General features: G+C 61.9%; 15 protein-coding genes. 6 read left to right on the forward strand and 9 right to left on the reverse strand.

What is annotated here, in order from left to right:
- Positions 1–18: 18 nt before the first annotated feature.
- Complete coding sequence (locus FIV42_RS07865) at positions 19–303, reverse strand: NifU family protein (protein WP_141197142.1); 285 nt, start codon at positions 301–303, stop codon at positions 19–21.
- Positions 304–480: 177 nt separating this feature from the next.
- Here FIV42_RS07865 and FIV42_RS07870 point away from each other — a divergent pair, with 177 nt between their 5' ends.
- Positions 481–759, forward strand: coding sequence for a hypothetical protein (locus FIV42_RS07870; protein ID WP_141197143.1), 279 nt, complete (start codon positions 481–483; stop codon positions 757–759).
- A gap of 177 nt (positions 760–936) precedes the next feature.
- On the opposite strand, the gene FIV42_RS07875 is transcribed toward FIV42_RS07870, so the two are convergent.
- On the reverse strand, positions 937–3630 hold the full coding sequence (locus FIV42_RS07875) for a M1 family metallopeptidase (protein ID WP_168210491.1): 2694 nt from the start codon (positions 3628–3630) through the stop codon (positions 937–939).
- A 267-nt stretch (positions 3631–3897) separates the two neighbouring features.
- Between FIV42_RS07875 and dusA the strand changes: the two genes are divergently transcribed.
- The gene (gene dusA, locus FIV42_RS07880; protein WP_141197145.1) at positions 3898–4914 is read left to right on the forward strand and encodes a tRNA dihydrouridine(20/20a) synthase DusA; all 1017 of its coding nucleotides are present in this window, start codon (positions 3898–3900) and stop codon (positions 4912–4914) included.
- On the forward strand, positions 4911–5393 hold the full coding sequence (locus FIV42_RS07885; protein WP_141197146.1) for a hypothetical protein: 483 nt from the start codon (positions 4911–4913) through the stop codon (positions 5391–5393). Before dusA ends, FIV42_RS07885 begins: the two co-directional genes overlap by 4 nt.
- A gap of 89 nt (positions 5394–5482) precedes the next feature.
- Here the strand turns inward: FIV42_RS07885 and pckA are convergent, their stop codons facing one another.
- The 3 genes from pckA to FIV42_RS07900 all read right to left on the reverse strand — a co-directional run bounded on the left by pckA (position 5483) and on the right by FIV42_RS07900 (position 10556).
- Positions 5483–7078 (reverse strand): phosphoenolpyruvate carboxykinase (ATP), encoded by a 1596-nt coding sequence (pckA, locus tag FIV42_RS07890; RefSeq protein ID WP_141197147.1) that lies wholly within the window; start codon positions 7076–7078, stop codon positions 5483–5485.
- Positions 7079–7437: 359 nt separating this feature from the next.
- Positions 7438–8820 (reverse strand): sigma-54-dependent transcriptional regulator, encoded by a 1383-nt coding sequence (locus FIV42_RS07895; protein WP_141197148.1) that lies wholly within the window; start codon positions 8818–8820, stop codon positions 7438–7440.
- A gap of 209 nt (positions 8821–9029) precedes the next feature.
- Complete coding sequence (locus FIV42_RS07900; protein ID WP_141197149.1) at positions 9030–10556, reverse strand: sensor histidine kinase; 1527 nt, start codon at positions 10554–10556, stop codon at positions 9030–9032.
- Positions 10557–10698: 142 nt separating this feature from the next.
- On the opposite strand from FIV42_RS07900, the gene FIV42_RS07905 reads away from it, so the two are divergent.
- Positions 10699–13518, forward strand: coding sequence for an FHA domain-containing protein (locus FIV42_RS07905; RefSeq protein ID WP_141197150.1), 2820 nt, complete (start codon positions 10699–10701; stop codon positions 13516–13518).
- Between the two features lie 154 nt (positions 13519–13672).
- Here the strand turns inward: FIV42_RS07905 and FIV42_RS07910 are convergent, their stop codons facing one another.
- The gene (locus FIV42_RS07910; RefSeq protein WP_141197151.1) at positions 13673–14140 is read right to left on the reverse strand and encodes a response regulator transcription factor; all 468 of its coding nucleotides are present in this window, start codon (positions 14138–14140) and stop codon (positions 13673–13675) included.
- Positions 14141–14315: 175 nt separating this feature from the next.
- Between FIV42_RS07910 and FIV42_RS07915 the strand changes: the two genes are divergently transcribed.
- Positions 14316–15185, forward strand: coding sequence for a lamin tail domain-containing protein (locus tag FIV42_RS07915; RefSeq protein WP_141197152.1), 870 nt, complete (start codon positions 14316–14318; stop codon positions 15183–15185).
- Positions 15186–15412: 227 nt separating this feature from the next.
- Here FIV42_RS07915 and FIV42_RS07925 read toward each other — a convergent pair whose 3' ends face one another.
- The gene (locus FIV42_RS07925; protein WP_141197153.1) at positions 15413–16018 is read right to left on the reverse strand and encodes an alpha-isopropylmalate synthase regulatory domain-containing protein; all 606 of its coding nucleotides are present in this window, start codon (positions 16016–16018) and stop codon (positions 15413–15415) included.
- 267 nt (positions 16019–16285) lie between these two features.
- Here FIV42_RS07925 and FIV42_RS07930 point away from each other — a divergent pair, with 267 nt between their 5' ends.
- A complete protein-coding gene (locus tag FIV42_RS07930) occupies positions 16286–17269 on the forward strand; it encodes a type II secretion system F family protein (RefSeq protein ID WP_168210492.1) in 984 nt (327 codons plus the stop codon).
- An 88-nt stretch (positions 17270–17357) separates the two neighbouring features.
- Here the strand turns inward: FIV42_RS07930 and FIV42_RS07935 are convergent, their stop codons facing one another.
- Together FIV42_RS07935 and FIV42_RS07940 are read right to left on the reverse strand one after the other, a co-directional pair.
- Positions 17358–18704 (reverse strand): NAD(P)-dependent oxidoreductase, encoded by a 1347-nt coding sequence (locus tag FIV42_RS07935; protein ID WP_141197155.1) that lies wholly within the window; start codon positions 18702–18704, stop codon positions 17358–17360.
- 294 nt (positions 18705–18998) lie between these two features.
- Entirely contained in the window at positions 18999–20696 is a 1698-nt protein-coding gene (locus tag FIV42_RS07940; protein ID WP_141197156.1) for an acyl-CoA mutase large subunit family protein, read from the reverse strand.
- Positions 20697–20774 lie beyond the last annotated feature (78 nt).

A 20774-nucleotide genomic window follows, 5' to 3' on the forward strand; every position in this document is an offset into this window, starting at 1 on the left:
CCACCTGCGATACGTCGATCAACCAAACGGGCTGGCTGCCGAGTCGGTGTAATACGGGTTATCGCCCGAGCTGTGGTCGGTCACGTCGATGATCTCGTTGATGTCGTCGCCGAAATGCTCGCGCAAGATGCGCTCGATGCCCTGCTTGAGGGTGGCGGTCGACGCGGCGCAGCCTTGGCAGCCGCCGCTCATCTGGATGTACAGATTCTTCTCGAAATAATCGACCATCGCGATCTCGCCGCCGTGCCCGGCGACCATCGGATTGATCTCGTCGTTGATAACTTTCTGGATTTGGCGGCGCATCTATTTACCTCTTCGTGTTTGTTGGCCGGTACTTTGTGTCTGCCTAACGATTGGCGCTGATTGACCATTCCACAACTAAAACCAAACGCACCACTATTGCAACATCGGCCGAGATCCTGTTCACTACAGACCTAAGTAAGTGAACACTAAACAAGCACCCTGCTCGGCCGGATATTCATGCGCGCAACCACTCGACTCACCCAGCGTCTCTTCGCCTGCGCAGTCGCCCTCGCCTTTCTCGCTCCAGCCTGCTCGTCGTCTCCGGGAGACGACGGCGAAGGCCTCGACGAGGGCGTGACCTACCACAAGGACATCAAGCCGGTGCTCGACAAGCGCTGCGGCGAGTGCCACGTGCCCGGCGGCGCCGGCCCGTACGCGCTCGAGGCGTGCCTGCGCCCGCAGGTCGAGGGCGGGTATTGCAATTCGTATCTGACGGATTGCAACGTGCAGTTTTGAGATAGCTATTTGGGCGGACAAACTACGATTTTGGGGTTGCTCCAATCACCCGAGACGATGATTTGAACGTCTATTTGGGCAGACAAACTACGATTTTGGGGTTGCTCCAATCACCCGAGACGATGATTTGAACGACCCTAAAATTGTAGTTTGTCTGCATCAATAGCCGCCCGAAAATCAAATATCCTCCAAAAACGCCCGCGCATCCTCGGCCATATACTCCCGATACCGCACACAGCGGTCGATACTCTCGAGGGCCTGGCCCAGGTTGCGCTCCATGCCCTTGACCTTGCGCTCCTCTTTGCTGAAGAACGCCTCGACCTGGTCTTTGCGCGCCTTGGAGCAGAACGCCGAGCCGACCCAGGGGAGCGAGGTCGCGCTCTTGGCGCCGACCTTCTCGACGAGCGCGTCGTAGTTTTGCTCGAGCCACGACCAGGCGACCTCGCGGGTTTCGGGCTCGCCGAGCGTCGGTCCCATGAGCGTCCACGCATCCTGGGAGCGAATGGCGTCGGTGAGCAGCAGCTCGAGGGACTGTTTGACGAGTTCCGGGCTGCGGAAGCTCCCGAGCGCGCCGATGGTCGCCACGCGGGCCGACGGAGTCGGCGCCTTGGTGATGGCGGCGCGTAGTTTCTTCCAGAGCGCCTCGTCGCCGCTCCAGGCAGCGATACGAAGGGCGAGCTTGGCCTGCGGAATCGAGACGCTCGTCGGATCTTGGAGGTACTCTTTGGCCACGCCCTTCGCCTGCTCGATGACCTTTGTGTCGTTGGCCAAGTCCGCCGCCGCACGAATCACCTTCGGGCGCAACAAGCCGTCTTCGGCGGGCTCGCCGTCTTTGGGCGCGAACCCGAGGCGATTGACGTGCGGGTCGATGATCTTTTTGGCCCATGCGGTGAATTGGGCGCGGTTGGTCTCGTCGACGGCGTGTTCGTCGATGCCATACAGCGCGTCGATGACCTGCCCGACGATGACGCGGTGGTCTTCACGGGCCATATGCTCGACGAGCTTCAAGTAGTCGCCGTAGGCCAAACCGTGCGCTTCGACCAGGGCCTTGGCGTGCGGCAAGAGCGCGACCTTCTCGGGCATGCTCAACGCGTCGCGGTAGTCTTTGGCGAGCGCCACGAAGTGGTCGCCCGGGAGCTTCCAGTGGTAGTAGCCGGCCTCGTCGGCGTTTGGGTGGATCCACGCCGGGCAGGTATCGCCGGCGAGGGTCAGCGTCTTCTTAGGCGCGTCGAGCACCTCGCAGGTGCGCACGACCTTGCCGTCCGCCTCGTACTTGATGCACATCGGGATATGCCACGGCTCGCCGTGGTCGGCGGTGCTGCCGGCGGGCAGGTAGCGCGACTGCTCGAGCTGCACGGTCGTCTTGCCCGCCTCGCACTTGTAGTCGAGCTCGACGAGCGGCGTGCCCGGTTGATCCAAAAACTGGCGAATGGTCTGCTCGACGGGCTTGCCGGAGACCTCCTGCCAGGCGCTCAGAAGCTCTTTGGTAGTGCCGTTTCCATGCGCGTTGGCCTCCAGATGCGCGCGGACGCCGTCACGAAAATCTTCCTCGCCCAGCCAAGACTCGAACATCTGCAAGACGGCGCGTCCCTTGGTGTAGGTGATGCCGTCGAAGGCGTTCATCACGTCGCCGCCGTCGCGAATCGGCTGGCGAATGGCGCGGGCATGCGCGAGGGCGTCGGCGCTCATGACCCGCAACGAGCCTTTGACCGCGTCGATGCGCGGTTCGAGCTCGGGCGCGACCTCGGCGAGGGTGCGCGTGGCCATCCAGGTGGCGAACGCCTCGTTGAGCCAGATGTCGTTCCACCAGGCGGGGGTGACGTAGTTGCCGAACCACATATGCGCGAACTCGTGCGCCATGACGCTCTGCAGCGCGTACTTGTCGCCCGGGGTGGCGTTGTCCGGGTCGACCAGCAGCAGGCGCTCTCGGAAGGTCACCAAGCCGACGTTTTCCATCGCGCCGGCCCAGAAGTTGGGCACGGCGACCATGTCGATCTTGGCGTAGGGAAGCTCCATGCCGAAGTAGTCGGTCTGCGCCTTCAACAGAGCGGGCGCGACGTCGAGCGCGTACTTGGCGAGCTTGGACTTGCCTTTGGTGGTGATGACCCGAAGCGGCACGCCCGGAATGGCGTCTTTGGGGGCCTCGAGGACCTCGAGGGGGCCTGCGGCGAACGCGACCAGGTAGGTCGGCAGCGGCTCGGTCGACGCGTAATCGTAGACGACCCGGTCGCCCTCTTCGGTTACGCTCGAGGTCGGCGTGTTGGCGAAGGCTTTTTGGCCGTCGGGCACCGTGATGCGCACGTCGAACGGTGTCTTGAAGCGCGGCTCGTCGAAGGACGGAAACGCCTCGCGCGCCGACAGCGGCTGGAATTGGGTAAACGCATACCAGTCGTCGCCGTCTTTGACGCGGTAGAGCCCGTGGGGCTTCTCGTCGAGCGGAGCGGTGTACTCGAAGACCAGCGCTGTCTTCGCCTGCAGCTTCGACGGCCCGATGGGCTCGTCGAGAGCGACGGTCACCCCGCCGTTTTTGCCCTCGACGACCTTCGCTTCGTATTTCGCCTTGCCCACGTTGACCCACACGCGCTCGATGTCGAGGTCTTTGGCGTGCAGATCGATCCGGTCAGTCGCCTCGGCCAACTCGACGGTGATCGAGGCGGTGCCCGAGAAGGTCTCCTCGGCCGGGTCGAGCTCGAGGCTGAGCCGGTAGTGCGTCGGCACGGCCGTGTCGGAAAGGCGCTCGTCGCCGTCGAAGGGTTCGATTTGAGCAGCGGCCATCTTGGTGTCGACGGCCTTTTCGCCCGTTTCAGGGGGCGTGGCGCAACCGGTCGTGATCAAGGTGGCGCTGCACAGGATCAATGCAATACGTTTCATGAAAGCCAATGGGCTCGAGTGAGCGAAATTTTTGCAGTTCGTTGGCTGTATACCGTTGCGTGCCGGAATTGGAAACTGGCAACTGGGGGCGAAAAATCCGAGGAGCGTGCGCCTTGCAGGAGAGCAGCGCCATCTATTAAAGGCTAAGTTCATTAGAGAGTTGCGAATCGGCAAGGCTTACAGCAACGCGACTCCCCCATGGCCCAGCCCCTCATAGCGAGCGCTGCGCATCGGCAAGGCAGACCCTTTCGTAAGTTCGTAACAACCATGACCGACGTAACCGACACCAATCCCTTGAGCGTCGCCCCGATGATGCGGCGCACCGACCGCCATTTTCGCTATATGCTGCGCCTGTTCACCAAGCGCACGCTGCTCTACAGCGAGATGGTCCACACCCGGGAAGTCCTCGACTCGGACCGCGACCGCGCGCTGGGCTACTCCGAGCCGGAGAAGCCGCTGTCGCTGCAGCTTGGCGGCGACGACCCGATGCAGATGGCCGAGTGCGCACGCATCGCCGAGGCGGTGGGCTACGACGAGGTCAACATCAACGTGGGCTGCCCCTCGAGCCGGGTGCAGTCGGGCAATTTCGGGGTCTGCTTGATGGGCCAGCCCGATGTGGTCGCCGCGTGCGTCGAGGCGATGCGCGAGGCAGTCGATATCCCGGTGACCGTCAAGCACCGCATCGGCTTCGACCACCAGGACAGCTACGAGGATATGGCCCACTTCGTACGCGTGGTGCGCGATGCGGGCTGCACGCGGTTTACGGTGCACGCCCGAAAGGCTTGGCTCAAAGGCCTGAGCCCCAAGGAGAACCGCAACGTGCCCCCGCTTCGCTACGAAGAGGTCTACCGCCTCAAAGAAGAGTTTCCGGAGCTGTTCGTCGAGATCAACGGCGGCATCAAGACCTTCGACGAGGTCGAAGAGCACCTCGAGAAGGTCGACGCGGTGATGATCGGGCGCGCGGCCTACGACACACCATATATCTTCGCCGAGGCCGACAAGCGCATCTACGGCGACGACTTCGAGCCGCCCACGCGCCACGAGGTCGTCGAGGCGATGTTGCCGTACGTCGAGGAGCGTTTGACCGAAGGCGACAAGCTCTCGTACATCGGCACGCACATGATGAACTTGTTCGCCTACCAGCCCGGCGCCAGCCGCTGGCGCCGCCACCTGAGCGAGCATATGCACCACGACGAGGCGGGACCGGAGGTGCTCGAGCAGGCGTTGGCGTTGGTGCCGCGGGGCGGGCGTTGCTCACCTGAAACACGCTCAGAGAAACCATGATGGACATCAAAGATACACTGAAACGACCGGCGGTCATGTGGACCGCGCTGGCGCTGATCCTCATCATCGGCGCGCTGATGGTGCCCATCGAGTGGGTACGCTCGGTCGGTGACTTCTTGGGTGAGGAGGAGCAGGCCACCGACGTCTTCTCCGACTCGGTCGCCGGTGTCGACAAGGCACTGGCAGCCGGCGCGTCGGTCGAGATGAGCGACGCACGCCTCGCCGAGATGCGCCCCCACCTGCAGGTGCGCCGCCTGGCCACCACCGGCCCGATGACCCACGAAGACGTCGTCGAGGCCACTGAGATGATGCGCGATTTCAACGCCCAGATCGCCTCTCAAGAACTCGAAGGCTCCAAAGAAGCGCTGCGAAACGAGCGCAACCGCCGCCTCGCCGAAGCCTTCCCCCGCCTCGATGCCGCCAAGATCGGCCCCACCCTTGCCGAATTGAACTCGCAGCTGGAAACAGCAAAAGATTAGTCACCACAGAGGGCACAGGGCCCACGGGGAAAGACTAGAACGCCCTTCTCCGTGAGCCCCGTGTGCTCCGTGGTGATACCTGTCGTTCCTTAGTTGGGAATCGACGGACCAGCTTGGATGATCTCGTCGGAGGCGTAGTCACTATATTCGGCGAAGTTGTCCTGGAACAGGTGGACAAGCTTCTTGGCCGTCTTGTGGTAGTCCTTCTCGCTGGGCCAGGTCTTCTGCGGCACGAGCACCTCGTTAGGCACGTTCGGGCAGCTTGTGGGCACATCGAGGCCGAAGTACGGGTCGGTCATCGTCTCGACGTCCGACAGCTCGCCGCTGTGGATGGCGTCGATGATCGAGCGAGTGTGCGGCAGGTCGATGCGGTGGCCGGTGCCGTAGGCGCCGCCGGTCCAACCGGTGCTCACCAGCCAGGCGTTCGAGCCGTGCTCGCGCATCTTCTGAGCCAGAAGCTCGGCGTACTTGGTGGGCGGCCAGACCAAGAAGGCGGCGCCGAAGCAGGCCGAGAAGGTCGCCTGCGGCTCGTCGATGCCCACCTCGGTGCCCGCGACCTTGGCGGTGTAGCCACTGATGAAGTGGTACATCGCCTGCTCGGGGGTCAGCTTGGCGACCGGCGGCAAGATGCCGAAGGCGTCGCAGGTCAGGAAGATGATGTTGTCCGGGTGACCCGTCACGCACGGGATCTTGGCGTTGCGCACCTTGTAAATCGGGTACGAGGTACGCGTGTTCTTGGTGATCGAGTCGTCGGTGAAGTCGACCTCGCGGGTCTCCTGGTCGTAGACGACGTTCTCGAGGACCGACTCGAAGCCGATCGTCTCGTAGATGAGCGGCTCGGCCTCGGCCGACAGGTCGATCGTCTTGGCGTAGCAGCCGCCTTCGATGTTGAACACGCCGTTTTCGGTCCAGCAGTGCTCGTCATCGCCGATGAGCAGACGGTTGGGGTCGCTCGACAAGGTGGTCTTGCCGGTGCCCGACAGGCCGAAGAAGAGCGACACGTCGTTGTTGTCGGGACCTTCGTTGCACGAGCAGTGCATCGACAGCACGTCCTGCTTGGGCATCAGGTAGTGCATCAGGGTGAAGATGCCTTTCTTCATCTCACCGGCATACTGGGTGCCCAGAATGACCATCTCGCCGGCCTCGATGTTCAGGTCGATGCTGGCGTCCGAGGTCATCCCCTCGGTGTGCGGGTTGGCCGGGAACTTGCCGGCGTTCATGATGGTGAAGTCAGGCTCGCCGAAGCCGGCGAGTTCCTCCTTGGTGGGCCGACGCAGCATGTTGCGCATGAACAGTGCGTGGTAGGCACGCGCGCAGATGATGCGAACCTTGAGCGAGTACTCCTCGTCCCATCCGGCGTAGCCGTCGAATACGAAGAGCTGGTCTTGGGTGTTCAGGTAATCAATCGCGCGCTGACGGTTGATCTCCCAGACCTCGGGCGACAGCGGGCGGTTGATATCGCCCCACCAGATGTCGTCCTGGCTCTCCGGGTTTTTGATCAGGCGCTTGTCGGTGGGTGTGCGACCGGTCTTCTCTCCCGAGTAGGCCATCAAAGCGCCGTGCTCGGAGATGGCCGTGCCCTTCTCGTTCTTGAGCGCCTCCTCGTACAGCCTCGCGGGAGGGGCGTTGCGCACAATATTTTTGACGTGGATGCCGTGTTTCTCTTCTAACCTGAGGTCGCTCATCGTTGCCTTTTCCTTGTTCAAGTTTGCGGCGGCTCGTGCTCGGAAGCTATAACCCCGAGTTGCCCTCGGTCAAGATTAGGGCCATGGCTCCCATCCCGTTTGTCTCGATCCACTAACAGGTGCAAGATGGGGTTGCAAGCCGGGGATAAGAATCAATAATTTGGGTTGGGTTGAGAACAATTCGACGGCCCTGCAGGACCGCGGCGCCTGCTACATAAGCAATTAAGGACATGAGGGCTGCGCATCGGAAATACGACTCAAATCGCCCCCCTCAATCCGAGACACGTCTCAAATCGCAACCCCTATGTCCTTAATTGTTTATGTAGAAGGCTTCACTGCAATCGAGACCTTTCAGCCTCCTAATCCTGATCAATGCCGTACTTCTCCAGCTTGTAGTACAGCGCGCTCGTCTTGATGCCCAACAGCCGGGCCGTCTCGGTCTTGACCCCCTCGGCTTTATCGTAAGCACGAAGGATCAACTGCTTCTCCAAATCCTCCAAAATCTCCGGCAGACTGCGCTCTCCCTGGGGGATCTCGAGCATGTTCTGATTCTTGCGTCCGATGATCGCCGGCGGCAGGTCCGCCAGGCGAATCTTGTCGCCCTCGGCGAAGACGAGCGCATGCTCGATGACGTTTTCGAGCTCGCGCACGTTGCCTGGCCACTTGTACGAGCGCAGCGCGCCCATGGCGTCGGGGGCGAGGCCGTCGACTTGGCTGCGGGTGCGCGAGGCGAGCTTGTCGATGAAGTGGCCGACCAACAGGTCGATGTCGCTGGGGCGCTCGCGAAGCGCCGGCAGGGTGATCGGGATGATGTGCAGCCGGTAGAAGAGGTCCTCGCGAAAGTTACCCTCCTCGACCTGCTCTTTGATGTCTTTGTTGGTCGCCGTGATCACGCGCACGTCGACCTCGATGGTCTCCTCGCCACCGACGCGCTCGAAGGAGCGCTCCTGGAGCACGCGAAGGAGCTTGAGCTGGATGGACGGGCTGATGTCGCCGATTTCGTCCAGAAAGATGGTGCCGCCGTCGGCCAACTCGAAGCGCCCCAGCCGACGCTTGTGCGCGCCGGTGAACGCGCCCTTCTCGTGACCGAACAGTTCCGATTCCAACAGCGTCTCGGCCAGCGCCGAGCAGTTGACTCGGATGAACGGGCCGTCTTTGCGCGTCGACGCCTCGTGGATGGCGCGCGCCACCAACTCCTTGCCGGTGCCCGACTCCCCGTAGATATAGACGGTGCTGTCGGTCGGGGCGACCTTCTCGACCATCTTGAAGACCTCGCGCATCGCCTCGGAATCACCGACGATGTCGAAATCGTCGAGGTGGCCGGCGTCGCGGCGCAGCATCTCGTTTTCGCTGCTGAGCCGCTCGGTCTCCTTGCGCGAAGCCTGCACCTCGAGCGCCTTTTTGATCTTGGTGCGCAGCAGGTCGGGCGGAAACGGCTTGGGGATGAAGTCGAAGGCGCCGTGCTTCATCGCCTCGACCGCCTTCTCGATGCTGCCAAAGGCGGTCACGATCATGACCAGCGTCTCCGAATCTTTGGAGAGCACCGTCTCGAGCACCTCCATGCCGCCGACCTCGTCCATCTTCAGGTCGGTGATGACCAGGTCGGGCTTTCGCTGGTCGAAGGCCTCTAGGCCCAACCGGCCGTTAGCCGCCGCGGTCGCCTCGAAGCCCATGCGCTCGACCACTTGCGTGATCCCTTCGCGCAGGGTGTCGTTGTCTTCGATGATGAGTATATGTGGCATTGTATACCTTCAATTTGGCTAAGCTCAGCTTTTCGGCGCCCCCCATCCGCTTCGCGCTGTACTACGCGCTCGGCACCTTCCCCGGGGGGAAGGGTTGCCTCCGCCATAAAGCTACCAATGTGGTTCTCGCAAGGACATCCCTTCCCCCCGGGGAAGGTGCCCGTAGCGCAGCGAAGGGCGGATGGGGGTCCTCGGAAACCTGTACCGCCTCACCCCAACCACCCTTCCGGAATCTGTTGCTCCACCGGCTTCACGTCCGGGTCGAACGGTATCACAATCCGCACCACCGTCCCGACGCCGACCTCGCTGTCGATCTCCATGCGCCCACCATGCTGGCTGACGATCTGTTTGGTCAACGCCAATCCCAGCCCACTGCCCTTCTCTTTGGTGGTAAAGAAGGGTGTAAGTATCTCTTCGACCTTCTCGGCGGGGATGCCCGGCCCGTCGTCGCGCACGGCGATCTCGCGGGTGTCGTCGCCACGCGCGCTCACCGCCAAGGTGATCGTGCCGCTGCCGTCGCACGCCTGATACGCGTTCCGGATCAAGTTGATGACCGCGCGTCGGAGCCTCTCGCGGTCCGCGCTCAGTTCCAACTCGTCGTCCACCTCGACGGACAGCGCGCAGCCGGCCTCGTCGACCTCGCCGGCCAAAAGCCCGCAGACCTCGTCGGCGAATTCGCCGGCCGGGAACCGCTCGAGTTCGAGCGGCACGTTGCGGGCGAAATCGAGGAAGTCTTTGACCACCTTTTCCAGATAGGTCAGCTCGCGGCGAATCTTGTCGAGTTTGTCGAGCTTCTGGCGGGTTTCTTCGGTGTCGGGCTCCTCTTCGAGGTCCTCGCGCAACAGCCCACAGAAGAGCTCCATGCCGCCCAGCGGATTTCGCACCTCGTGAGCGATGCCGGAGAGCATCATCTGCATCTGGCGGTCGCGGCTGAGGATATTCTTGCGCATCTCTTCGAAGGAGGAGGCCAAAAAGGCGATTTCGTCGCCCTCCTCGGCCGCCTCGCCCGGGCTCGTATCGTCGCCGCCGTCGGCCACCGGCGCCTCGAAGTCGCCCTCGCCGAGCCGACGCGCGGCGTCGACGAGCCGGTTGACCGGCTTGACCAGGGCGCGTGAGAAGAGCGTGCCCGCCACGACCACCAGCAAGAGCCCGACGCCGCCGAGCACGGTGAGCATACTGGCGAAGTTGCGCAACAACTCGAAGTATTGGGCGCTCCCCTCGACCCCGATGGCCGCGATGACTTGGCCGTCTTGGGTGATCGGCGCATACCCGGTCTTGTAGAAGGTGCCCTGTTCATCTCGAAACAACACACTCGTGGTGGGCTTGCCGGTGTCGAAGGTGCGCCCCACCTCGACCCGATCGGCTTCGACCTCGTAGAGTTGCTGGCCGAAGCTGACGCCCTGGCGCGTGTCGACCAGGCTTTTCATGTCGCGGTCGAATAAGAAGACCCGGCGCACCTCGGTCTGCTCGCGGGTTTGGCGCAGCTTGTCGCGCAGGCGCTCGAGCACGCGTTTTTTGCTCGGCTCGAGCCTGGCGATCTGGGCCGCCTCGATGCTCTCGGACATGTCGGCCGACAAGGTCTGCCCCACGGCGACCAGACGCTTACCCAGCTCGTCCTCGAGGCCCTGGCGCGCAGCGAAGTACGCCAGAAACCCGTAGACGAGCACAATGAGCAGCGTGGGGACCAAAAAGACCCCGATCAACTTGTTGCGAAGCGACGTACGAAACACGTTCATCGAACCCACGAAGCTGCGAGCAGTGGACGATCGCGTCCTAAACTAGCAGTCCCGTCTTCAAATTGACACTCTTGCGTATTGCTTGCCCGCTGCACTAAACTCTTAGTTAACAGTCTTTCCGCATCAGAAGCGACGTTACCGAATGGCCTCGTCGGAAGAAAATCCGGCCTCTGCTGCGCCCGAGAGCAAAAACGGAACGGGCACCAGTGAGAAGTCTGAATCATCTGAGAAGCCCAAGAAGAAGACCCTGATCGGCCTCGGCAAGCTCCGGGAATCGCTCAAAAAGTCTTCTTCGGGCAATAAGAGCACCTCTCTGCGCATTCCCAAACCCTCCTCGCGCAAGAAAAAGAAGACCCAGCTCGGGCTTCCCAGCCCCAAAAAGCTGGGCGAGCAAAATGACGACGACGCGGAGGCGAGCGAGGAGTCCACAGAAGACGAGGCGACCACCGATCGAGTCGAAGACGTTCCCGAAGAGACCTTCGACGACGCCGAGCCCGACACCGATCGCATCGATGGCGCCGTCTACGATGACGAAGGGCCGAATACCGACCAGATGAGCGCCGACGAGCTCGCCAAGAGTCTGCCGGGGCTTGCGGTTCCGGGGGCAGTCTCGAAGGCCAAGGCGACCGGCGCCGATCACGACGGTGCTCCTGCCGACAGCTCGCTTATCGAAGACGTCGAGCTCGAAGAGCCTGTCGACGCGCCCATGGAAGCCGAAGCGACCATGCTCACCGACAGCCCCTTCGAGGCGGCGTCGGGTTTCGGAGCCGAGCCCGCCGAGTCGAGCACCGACGCCGACGACATGAGCGCCGACGAGGACTTCGGCGCCGAGGCGACCATGATCACCGATTCGCCGCTCGACGATGACGCGGTCGACGAGGACGATTTCGGCGTCGAGGCGACGATGGTGACCGACTCGCCGCTCGATGACCCGGCGGCCGATGCGGAGTTCGACGGCGGCGAAAAGACGATGGTCTCTGCCCCGCTGAGCGAGACCGACCCGTCGCACGAGAGGCCCAAGCCGCACGTGCGCCCCAGACGCCAGACCAACCCGAACCCGCCGACGCCCGAGCAGCAGGCCAGAAGTGGCCAGTACGCGATTCCGGCGGTCGATCGCTCGGGCGATATCCCGCGTGACGCCCACCAAGACGCCTACCAAGACGCCCAGCAAGAAGCGACGCTCGACGCCGACGTCTCCGACGACGACTTTAGCGCCGTCAAAACCGAGGTCTTCGACAGTCCCTACGAGAACGAAGCGCTCGTCGCACGCCTGTCGGTGCTCAGCGGGCCGGCCGCCGGCCAGGAGTTTTTGCTCAATAAGCAGCGAAACACGATCGGACGCGGCAAGAACAACACCATCATGATCGCCGACCTGGCGATGAGCCGCCAGCACTTCGAGATCTTGGAGGACAGCGACCAGAGCTACCTTCTGGTCGACCTGCAATCGGCCAACGGCAGTCGGCTCAACAGCACGCGCATCGAAGAGGCCGAACTCTTCCACGGCGACCGCATCGAGGCCGGCAAGACCGAGTTCCAGTTCGTCATTCCGGGAGACCGCGCTCAGCCGCGCTCACGAAACCGCCACCTCATTCCCAAACGTGAGGTGAGCACACCCGGCGGCCAAAACCACACCATGGTTCGCCAGATGGGCGCCGAGGCGACCGGCGATGACACCACCGACAAGATTTTGACCTACGTCATCATCGGCGCCGGCGTGTTGAGCCTCTTTCTGATCGGCGCAGCGGGCTTTTTGTTCCTCAACGATCCCGGCGCGAACAAAGAGGTCGCCGCCCAGGCCGAGCCGGCCGAAGATCCCGAGGCGCAAAAGCTCTATCTGGAGGGGGTCGAAAGGGTCAAAGATCGCGACTGGGACGCCGCGCGCGCGACGTTCGAGAAGGTCGGCGCGCTCGACCCCGAGTTTCCGGGGGTAGTCGCCCAGCTCGAGCGGGTCAGCCGCGAGAAGAAAGCCCAGCGCCACCTCGAGCAGGCGCGCACGCTGCTCGGCGAGGACAAAGACGACGAGGCCACCGAGGCGGCGTCGCAGATCTCGAATGACAGCGTCTATTTCGAAGACGCCCAGGCGCTGATCCGTAAGACGCGCCAGCGCCGCGTGGCCGCCCTGTACCAGAAGGCTCAAGAGGCGGTGACCGCCGAAAAGCCCGAAGAGGCCCAGGAACATCTGGCGGCCATCCTCGAAGAAGTCCCCAACCACAAAGGGGCGCTCGAGCTCCAAAAGACCCTCGAAGAGGGCGACACGCCCGAAGAAGAAGAGGAAGCCGAGGAGAGCTCGTCTTCGAGTCGACGCTCGGCCAGCGCCTCGCGGCGCTCGAACGACGACTGGCTCAGCGGCAGCGGCTCGAGCAGCTCACGCTCGAATTCGGGGTCGAGCACGCGCATCAACTTCACCAAGGGCTTCTCGCTGTACAAGTCGGGCAAGTTCGGCCAGGCCGTCTCCTACTTCAAAAAGGCCGCCTCCGGCTCGGGCGGCGCCCTGGCCCGCCGAGCGAATACGACCGCCAAGAATATCGAGCGCTTCGAGAGCACCTACAAGCGCGCCGAGCGCGCCTATGACGCCGGCGCGTGGAAGACCGCCATCGACAGCCTCGAAGACGCCAAGCGCGCCGACCGCAAAGTCGCGCGCACCGGCTACTTCAAGTCCGAGATCAACGCCAAGCTCGCCAATGCCCACGGCAAGATCGGCTTGAGTGAGTTCGCCAAGGGCAACTACGCCAGCGCCAACCGCCACTACACCAAAGGAAAGCGCTACAGCGGGTCGAACTCGACGGTCAACAGCCTGCGCCGCAAGCTGTCGACCAAAGCGCGAAGCCTCTACATTCAGGCCGCCAACAAAAGAAAGACCGACCCTGCAAAGGCCGGTCAACTCTGCCGCCAAATCATGTCGATGGTGCCTTCGAATCACTCGATGCACCAAAAGGCAAAGAAGATGCTCTCGGAGCTCTAACAGCAGCAAAGGAGCGAAAAAGCAAAAGAGCAAAAAAGCGAGAGAGCGAAGAAGCAAAAAAGCAAAAGACAAAAAAGCAAAGGCGACCAACTCGGCCGCCTTTGCTTTTCGCTTTTTTGCTCTTTTACTCTTTTACTCTTTTGCTCTTTTGCTCTCACTGCTCTGCGCGCTCGGAGAGCACTTTACGCACCTTGAACTCGAGTTCGTCGAAGTCGAACGGCTTGTCGATATAGTCGTCGGCGCCGAACAGCGGCGAGGTCAGCTCGTTGTTGGTCGGGCCGATGGCGGTCAGCATCACGATGCCCACGCTGCTGAAGGCGTCGTCGCGCTCGCGCACGTACTTGCAGATCTCCCAGCCGCTCAGCTCGGGCATCATCACGTCGAGGATGACCAGGTTGGGTCGATGCACGATGATGCTCTCGAGGGTCTCGGCGCCATCGGCGCTCTCGATGAGGTCGCAGTCCATCGACTCGAAGTGGGCGCGCAAGATCTTGCGAATCTCGGCGTCGTCGTCGGCCAGAAGAATCAGCGGACGCTCGCGCTCTTCGGGTTCACCGTACTGCGAAGTGGTGTTCTCGAGCGTCTCGTTCAGGTCGAGGTCAGTCTCTTTTTGGTCTGCCATTTTTGGTCCCGGAGAAGAAGTTGGGCGCGAAGATTTATACCCAGAGATTAGGCGCGCGAAAGAAGAAGTGTCAAGCTGACGGAGCCGATTGACGGCCCCAAAATACTGTGAAAATTGACTGCCCGCCGTGGGTTGTCTACCCTCGACTCCAACTTTGCACGCGAGTCTCGTCTAGATGTCCAACGTCGTACCAACTCTGGCCGTGCTGCTACTCGGTCTCGTCGCCTCCGGCTGCAACCTGGCAGTCGACGTCGACGAGTATCCGTATCGGGGGCGTGGAGACGCGTTTTTGGTGGAGGATACGACCGACACCACCGACATCACCGACACGTCCGTGCAGGACGGCGGCGACACCAGTGACACCGCCGACACGATCGACCCGCAGGACATCACCGACGAAAAGCCGCCCAGCGGCAAGCCCTTCCTGATCTTTACGGAGTTGATGCCCGACAGCTCGATGCCGCCGGACGAGTCGACCGAGTACGGCGAGTTCATCGAGGTGAAGAATATCGGCACGGCGCCGGCCGATCCCCGCCGCATTATCATCCAGCTAGGCGGATCGGAGCGGCGCATCCAAGTCGACCCCTTCCCCTCGGACGACGCCGAGCGCGAGGTCTTCGACAATCTGCAGTGGATCGAGCCGGGAGAGTACTTCGTCTTCGTGCGCGAGGACCGCGACTACTACAAGCTGACCGCCGAGTTAGAGGCAGGGACTTTCTACGAGTACGGCCGCTGGTTCGACGCCGTGCCGCTGTCGAACTCGTCGCGGCGTTTGCAGCTCTCCTACAAAGCCGCCGAGTTCCACCTGGTCGAGCACGACGCCATCGAGTGGGCCGGCGGCCGGCTGATCGACCCGACGGGCGAATCGATCGAGACGCTCGGCAGCCAAGAGGATGTCGCCTGGGGCCTCCATCGCGACTTCGAAGACGCCCAGGAGAACAACGACCCGACCAACTGGTGCTTCCACGTCACGCCCTTGACCGACAGCCCGGTGATGGCCTCACCGGGCCGTCCGACGCCGACCGACTGCGTCGGGGAAGAGTGAACGAGGAAAAGAGCAAAAGAGTAAAAGAGTAAAAGAGTAAAAGAGTAAAAGAGTAAAAGAGTAAAAGAGTAAAAGAGTAAAAGAGTAAAAGAGTAAAAGAGTAAAAGAGTAAAAGAGTAAAAGAGTAAAAGAGTAAAAGAGTAAAAGAGTAAAAAAGCGAGAGAGCAAAAGGGCTCACTTCGAGGCCGTTGCTCTTTCGCTCTTTTACTTTTCACTCCTTTGCTGCTCTATCGCATTTCCTTACGAATCTGCTCGACCACCTCACTATACGAGGTGTTCTGGACCACTTTGCTCATCAGGTCGGTGTACTTCTCGACCAGGTCGGTGCGGCCCTCGGAGCGGTAGTGCTCGAGGATCTCGTGCAGCTTGACGTAGGTACGCTCGCTGTTGACGAAGTACTCGGCGGCCTGAATGGTCGCCTCGATACCGGCGCGGCTGACCGACGGCGCCTTGGCCTCGAACTGGAACTCCTTGTTCTCGCTGTTCAGGATCCCCACGGTCGCCACCGCTTCGGCCTGCGTGGCCACGTCGGGGCTGTCGTCGCTCGAGATGAGGCCCTCGATGGAGAACTCCGAGAAGCGAATCGACTCGAGGGACGGATAGTCGTCGGCCATGCGTTTTTTGAGGCCGTCGAACAGCGCGTCGATCACACCGACGCCGCCGCCGGTGACTTCGAATTTGTCATCTTGCTGATCGCTCAAGCGGCAGCTGATGTCGACGCTCCCCTTGTCCAGGTCTTCGTTGAGCGTATAGCTGTGAACCTGCAGATGGAGGTAGTCCTCCTGGAGGATTTCCTTCATCAATCCGATCATTTTTCGTTGCTTTTCGTACATGGTGCTTTCCCCTGTAGTACTGAAACCGAGACCCCGAGCGCGTCGCCACCCCGCCACACGCCAAGATTCGGTAGATTGAGCTGACGTAACTTCCGAATTACTCTACACTGTAAATGTAATACATTTACGCGTGAAATCGATGTCAAACGCTGACGGATAAGCTTCATGGCCCGCGGACACCGCTCTCAACACGATGCACCTGAATTGAGCGCATCGCAAGACCCGCACGCGAAAGAACGGGCTGTGGTTCGCGAAGGTTCGACCTTCATGACCGATCCGCAGGCCGAGCAGTTCTGCCAGACCTTTGCCGACGGGCTGGAGAGCGGCATCGGGTATGCGCGTATTCTCGATATTCTGGCGCGCCAAGATTTCGACAAGAAAACCATCGGCCGCCTGCGCGAGGCCCTGTTGGAGCGTGGCGACCTGCTCGGCGAAGCGTTGGCGCGCTACGGTCTGCTCGACCCCAACGCGCGCAAGCTGATTCTAGTCGCCGAAGAGCAAGGTGTCCTGCCCGAATCCTTCGCCCAGCTCGGCCGTATCTACGGCAAGCGCTACGCGCGCAAAAAAGCTTTCGCCGCCTCGCTCATCGAGCCGTTGATCCTCATCGCGCTCGGCCTGATCGTGTTTCGCAACATCATCGGCGGCAATATCGTCAAGCTGGCCTTCTCGCGCGACACCAACGAGCGCATCATCGACATCTTGATCATGTCGGGCATCGAATCGGCGATGTTCGCGCTGGCCTGCTTCGTGGTGTTCTTTTTGTGGCTCAACCTGCCCGTCGACTTTGCCCCGCGCGACCTGTTCAGCCGAATTTGGATGCGCATGCCGGTGGTCAGCGACCCGGGACGCCACTACTCGGTGGCGCTCTTCTGCCGCTACTTGCAGCAATCGATCGACAGCGGCATGACGGTCTATCAAGGCATCGAGCTCGCCGCCGAAGCGTCGAACCACCCAGGCATTCTCGACCACTATCAAAAAGCTCAAAAGCGCATCGAGGATGGCTACTCACTGGCCGAAGCGCTGAACACGATCCGCACGCTGCCGGTCGAGGTGCTCGAAAACGTCGACATCGGCGAGGAGTCGGGTCGACTCGACGAGCGGCTGACCTTTCTGGCCCAACGCTACGAGGACAAGGCCAACGAGAGCTTCAAAAACCGCATGTCGGCCTATACCTGGATATTGCGCTACGGGATCATCGTGCTGGTGATCTCGATGGTGCTCATGTCGATCTCCGAGCTCGACTTCCTCTGATTCCTCGAAACAACCAGACATTCGCCAACAAAAAGGCCGTCGCTCCCGTCATCGGAGCGACGGCCTTTTTGCCGTCTTCATCGCGGTGTTACTCCGCGCAAGCTCCTTCCCCGACATCGATCATGCGGATGGCCCTGATCGCCGAATCGTCGCCGGTGATCTCGCGCGCCGCTTTGACCAGTTGGGCGAGCTGCTCTCGGCTCAACGGCCGGTCGACGGCGTTGACGTCGTAGGCGAAGCCATAGCGCGCAAAGTCGCGGTGGCTCGACTGCATATTCGACAGGCCGGCCTCGTAGATGCAGTCGTCGACGGCCTTTTTGGTGCCGCGAACGTCGCTGTGCACGACCGTCAAGATGATGTCCGGATCCTCGGCCTCCACGCCGATGACGTGGCCGGGGGAGAATACCGTGTCGCGCACCGTGCCGTAGCAGTCGAACAACTGCGTGGTCGTCGCCTTGTGCTTGGCGATGCGCGGCTGGGCTTCCTGAGTCGCTGCGCCGATATGCGGCGTGTTGAAGATACGCTCGACCTCGGCATACGGGTTGTGCCAGGGGTCCTGCTTGTTGCCCGGCTCTTCGGGAAACACGTCGACCATCGCGTGGCGGATCTTCTCCTCGTTGACCGCACGGATCAGGTCGTCGGGCTCGTACAAAAAGCCGCGCGCGGCGTTCAAGAAGATGCGCGGGCTGTTCTCGCCGCGGTTGGCCCCCAACTGCGAGAAGTGCTCCTCGTAGTTGAGCATATTCTCGTTGGAGTGGCCGCGCGGATCCTCGGCCGACACGTGCACCGTGACAAAATCACCCTCGCGAAAGGCTTGCGTCATCGTGTCGCACGCCGTCCATCCCAAGGTGGTGCCCACCTCGCGGGCGACCTCGCTGGCGTCATAAAAGTAGACGTCCATGTCGAACGCCTCGGCCATCTTGGCGACCTGCTTGCCAATATTGCCCAAGCCGATGATCGACAGCGACTTGCCGCGAAGCTCGTAGCGGTTCTTGTTGTCCTTGGTCCACTCGTGGCGGTTGCTCTTGTGGACCGAGTCGTAGATGCGCCGCGCCACGGTGATGAGCTCACCGAAGATCATCTCGACGACCGACCAGCCGTTGCTGATGGGGTCGTTCATGACCATGACGCCCTCGCGAGCACACGCCTCTTTGTCGACCGAGTCGTCGCCGATGCAGCAGAGCATGATCGCGGCGAGGTTCTCGGACGCCTGCAGAACCCGCTCGTTAACGATAAAACGGCTGCGCTTGTAGAGCAGGTCGTGCTGACCCTCCTTGAGGATCTCGACGACCTCGTCCTCATCCTGAGTCTCCCGGCGGTCCGGCTCGATGCCCTGCGCGCGCAGGTAATCGTCGAGCGAGGGGTCCGGGTGCTCGAGGATGAGTGCCTTTTTGAACTTGCTGTTGAGGTAACGAACTCCGTCGATTTTTGGCATGTCGTACTACCTGTTTGGGTGTGCGTAGACTTCTACTTCGGTTGCAGCGACTGCGCTTTTAGCCAGTGGCTGCTTGTCTGTTCCTGGTCTTTCGTTCTTGGTTCTTGTCGCTGCTCGCGAGTTCGTAGCCAATCGGGCTCTTATGATTCGCGAGAGCTGTTCAGGTTTCAAATTGGAACGTCTGGCGCCAAACGCCGTTGCGTTCGTGGTCGGCTGCTCCGTCACCAAGAACCAAGAGCCAAGAACCAAGAACAATTCCCGTCGAACGACTCAGCGCCGTAAATCGACACCGCCTCAGAGCACCACGCGCTCGACGTACTCGCCAAAGACTTCGCGCAACGTGTCGGAGATCTCGCCGAGGGTGACCTTCTTCTTCACCGCGTTCAGGATATGCGGCATCAGGTTGTCGGAGCCCTCGGCCGCCTTTTTGAGCGCGGCGCGCGCCTTGTCGACGTCGTCTTGGGCGCGCGAGGCCTTGAACTCGCGCAGTCGCTCGACCTGGCTGCGCTCGACCTTTTCGTCGACGCGCAACAAATCCTCGGGCGGCTGGTGGCCGGTCTGGAACTCGTTGACCCCGACTATGATGTCCTCGCCGCGCTCCTGGCGAAGCTGGGCCTGGTAGGCGGCCTCTTGAATCTCGGACTGCTGGAAGCCCTTCTCGATGCCAGCGACCGCGCCGCCCAGGTCGTCGATGCGCTCGATATACGCGCGCGCCTCCTCCTCGATGCGGTCGGTCAGGCTCTCGACGGCGTAGCTGCCGGCGAGCGGGTCGATGAAGTCGGCCACGCCCGATTCGTGGGCGATGACCTGCTGGGTGCGCAGTGCCAGGCGCACGGCGTCCTCGTTGGGCAGGCTCAGCGCCTCGTCCCACGAGTTGGTGTGCAGCGACTGGGTGCCGCCCAAGACCGAGGCGAGCGCCTGCAAGGCCACGCGCACCACGTTGACCTTGGGCTGCTGGGCAGTGAGCGTCGAGCCGGCGGTCTGGCTGTGGAAGCGAAGCCGCATGGAGCGCTCTTTCTTGGCGCCAAAGCGCTCTTTGACAATGCGCGCCCACAGCCGCCGCGCGGCGCGGAACTTGGCGACTTCCTCGAGGAAATTGTTGTGGACGTTGAAGAAGAACGACAGCCGGCCGGCGAAGTTGTCGATATCGAGCCCGCTCTCGAGCGCACTCTCGACGTAGGCGATGCCGTTGGCCAGCGTGAAGCCGACCTCCTGAGCGGCGGTGCTGCCCGCCTCACGGATGTGGTAGCCCGAGATGCTGATGGTGTTCCAGCGGGGCACCTCGTCCTTACAGAACCCGAAGATGTCGGTGATGATGCGCATCGAGGCGCGCGGCGGATAGATGTAGGTGCCGCGAGCGATATACTCTTTGAGCAGGTCGTTCTGGATGGTGCCGCGAAGCTTGCTCGCGTCGACACCCTGCTGCTCGCCGACCGCGATATACAGCGACAACAAGATCGCCGCGGTCGAGTTGATCGTCATCGACGTGGAGACCTTGTCGAGCGGAATCTCGTCGAACAGCGTCTCCATGTCGGCGATGGAGTCGATCGCCACACCCACCTTGCCGACCTCGCCCTGGGCGCGCGGCGAGTCGGAGTCGAAGCCCATCTGAGTGGGCAGGTCGAAGGCCACCGAAAGCCCCGTGGTGCCCTGGTCGAGCAGGTACTTGTAGCGCTGATTCGACTCGGCGGCGGTGCCGAAGCCTGCGTACTGGCGCATCGTCCACAGCCGGCCGCGATACATCGTCGGCTGGATGCCGCGCGTAAACGGGTACTGGCCGGGAAAGCCCAGGTCGTCGAGGTAGTCGAGTTCGGCGGTGTCCTGCGGGCCGTACAACAGGTCGACGGGCGCGCCGTCGGACAGGTTGAACTCGTCGCGGCGCACGCCGTACTTGTCGAGGATGGGCTGGAGGGTCTTTTGCTCCCACTCCGCCTTTGCTTGCTCGATTTCTTCGAGCAGGGCTTGCTGTTGCTTCGGGTTTTCGTCAGTCATTGCCGTGTCGCCTTTCGTTTTTTGTCGGCTCTGCCGATTCGCGACACCCCCGGGGCGGCCTACGCCGCCCGCGCGGAG

It is taken from the genome of Persicimonas caeni (genome assembly GCF_006517175.1).
Classification (GTDB): Bacteria; Myxococcota_A; Bradymonadia; order Bradymonadales; family Bradymonadaceae; genus Persicimonas; species Persicimonas caeni.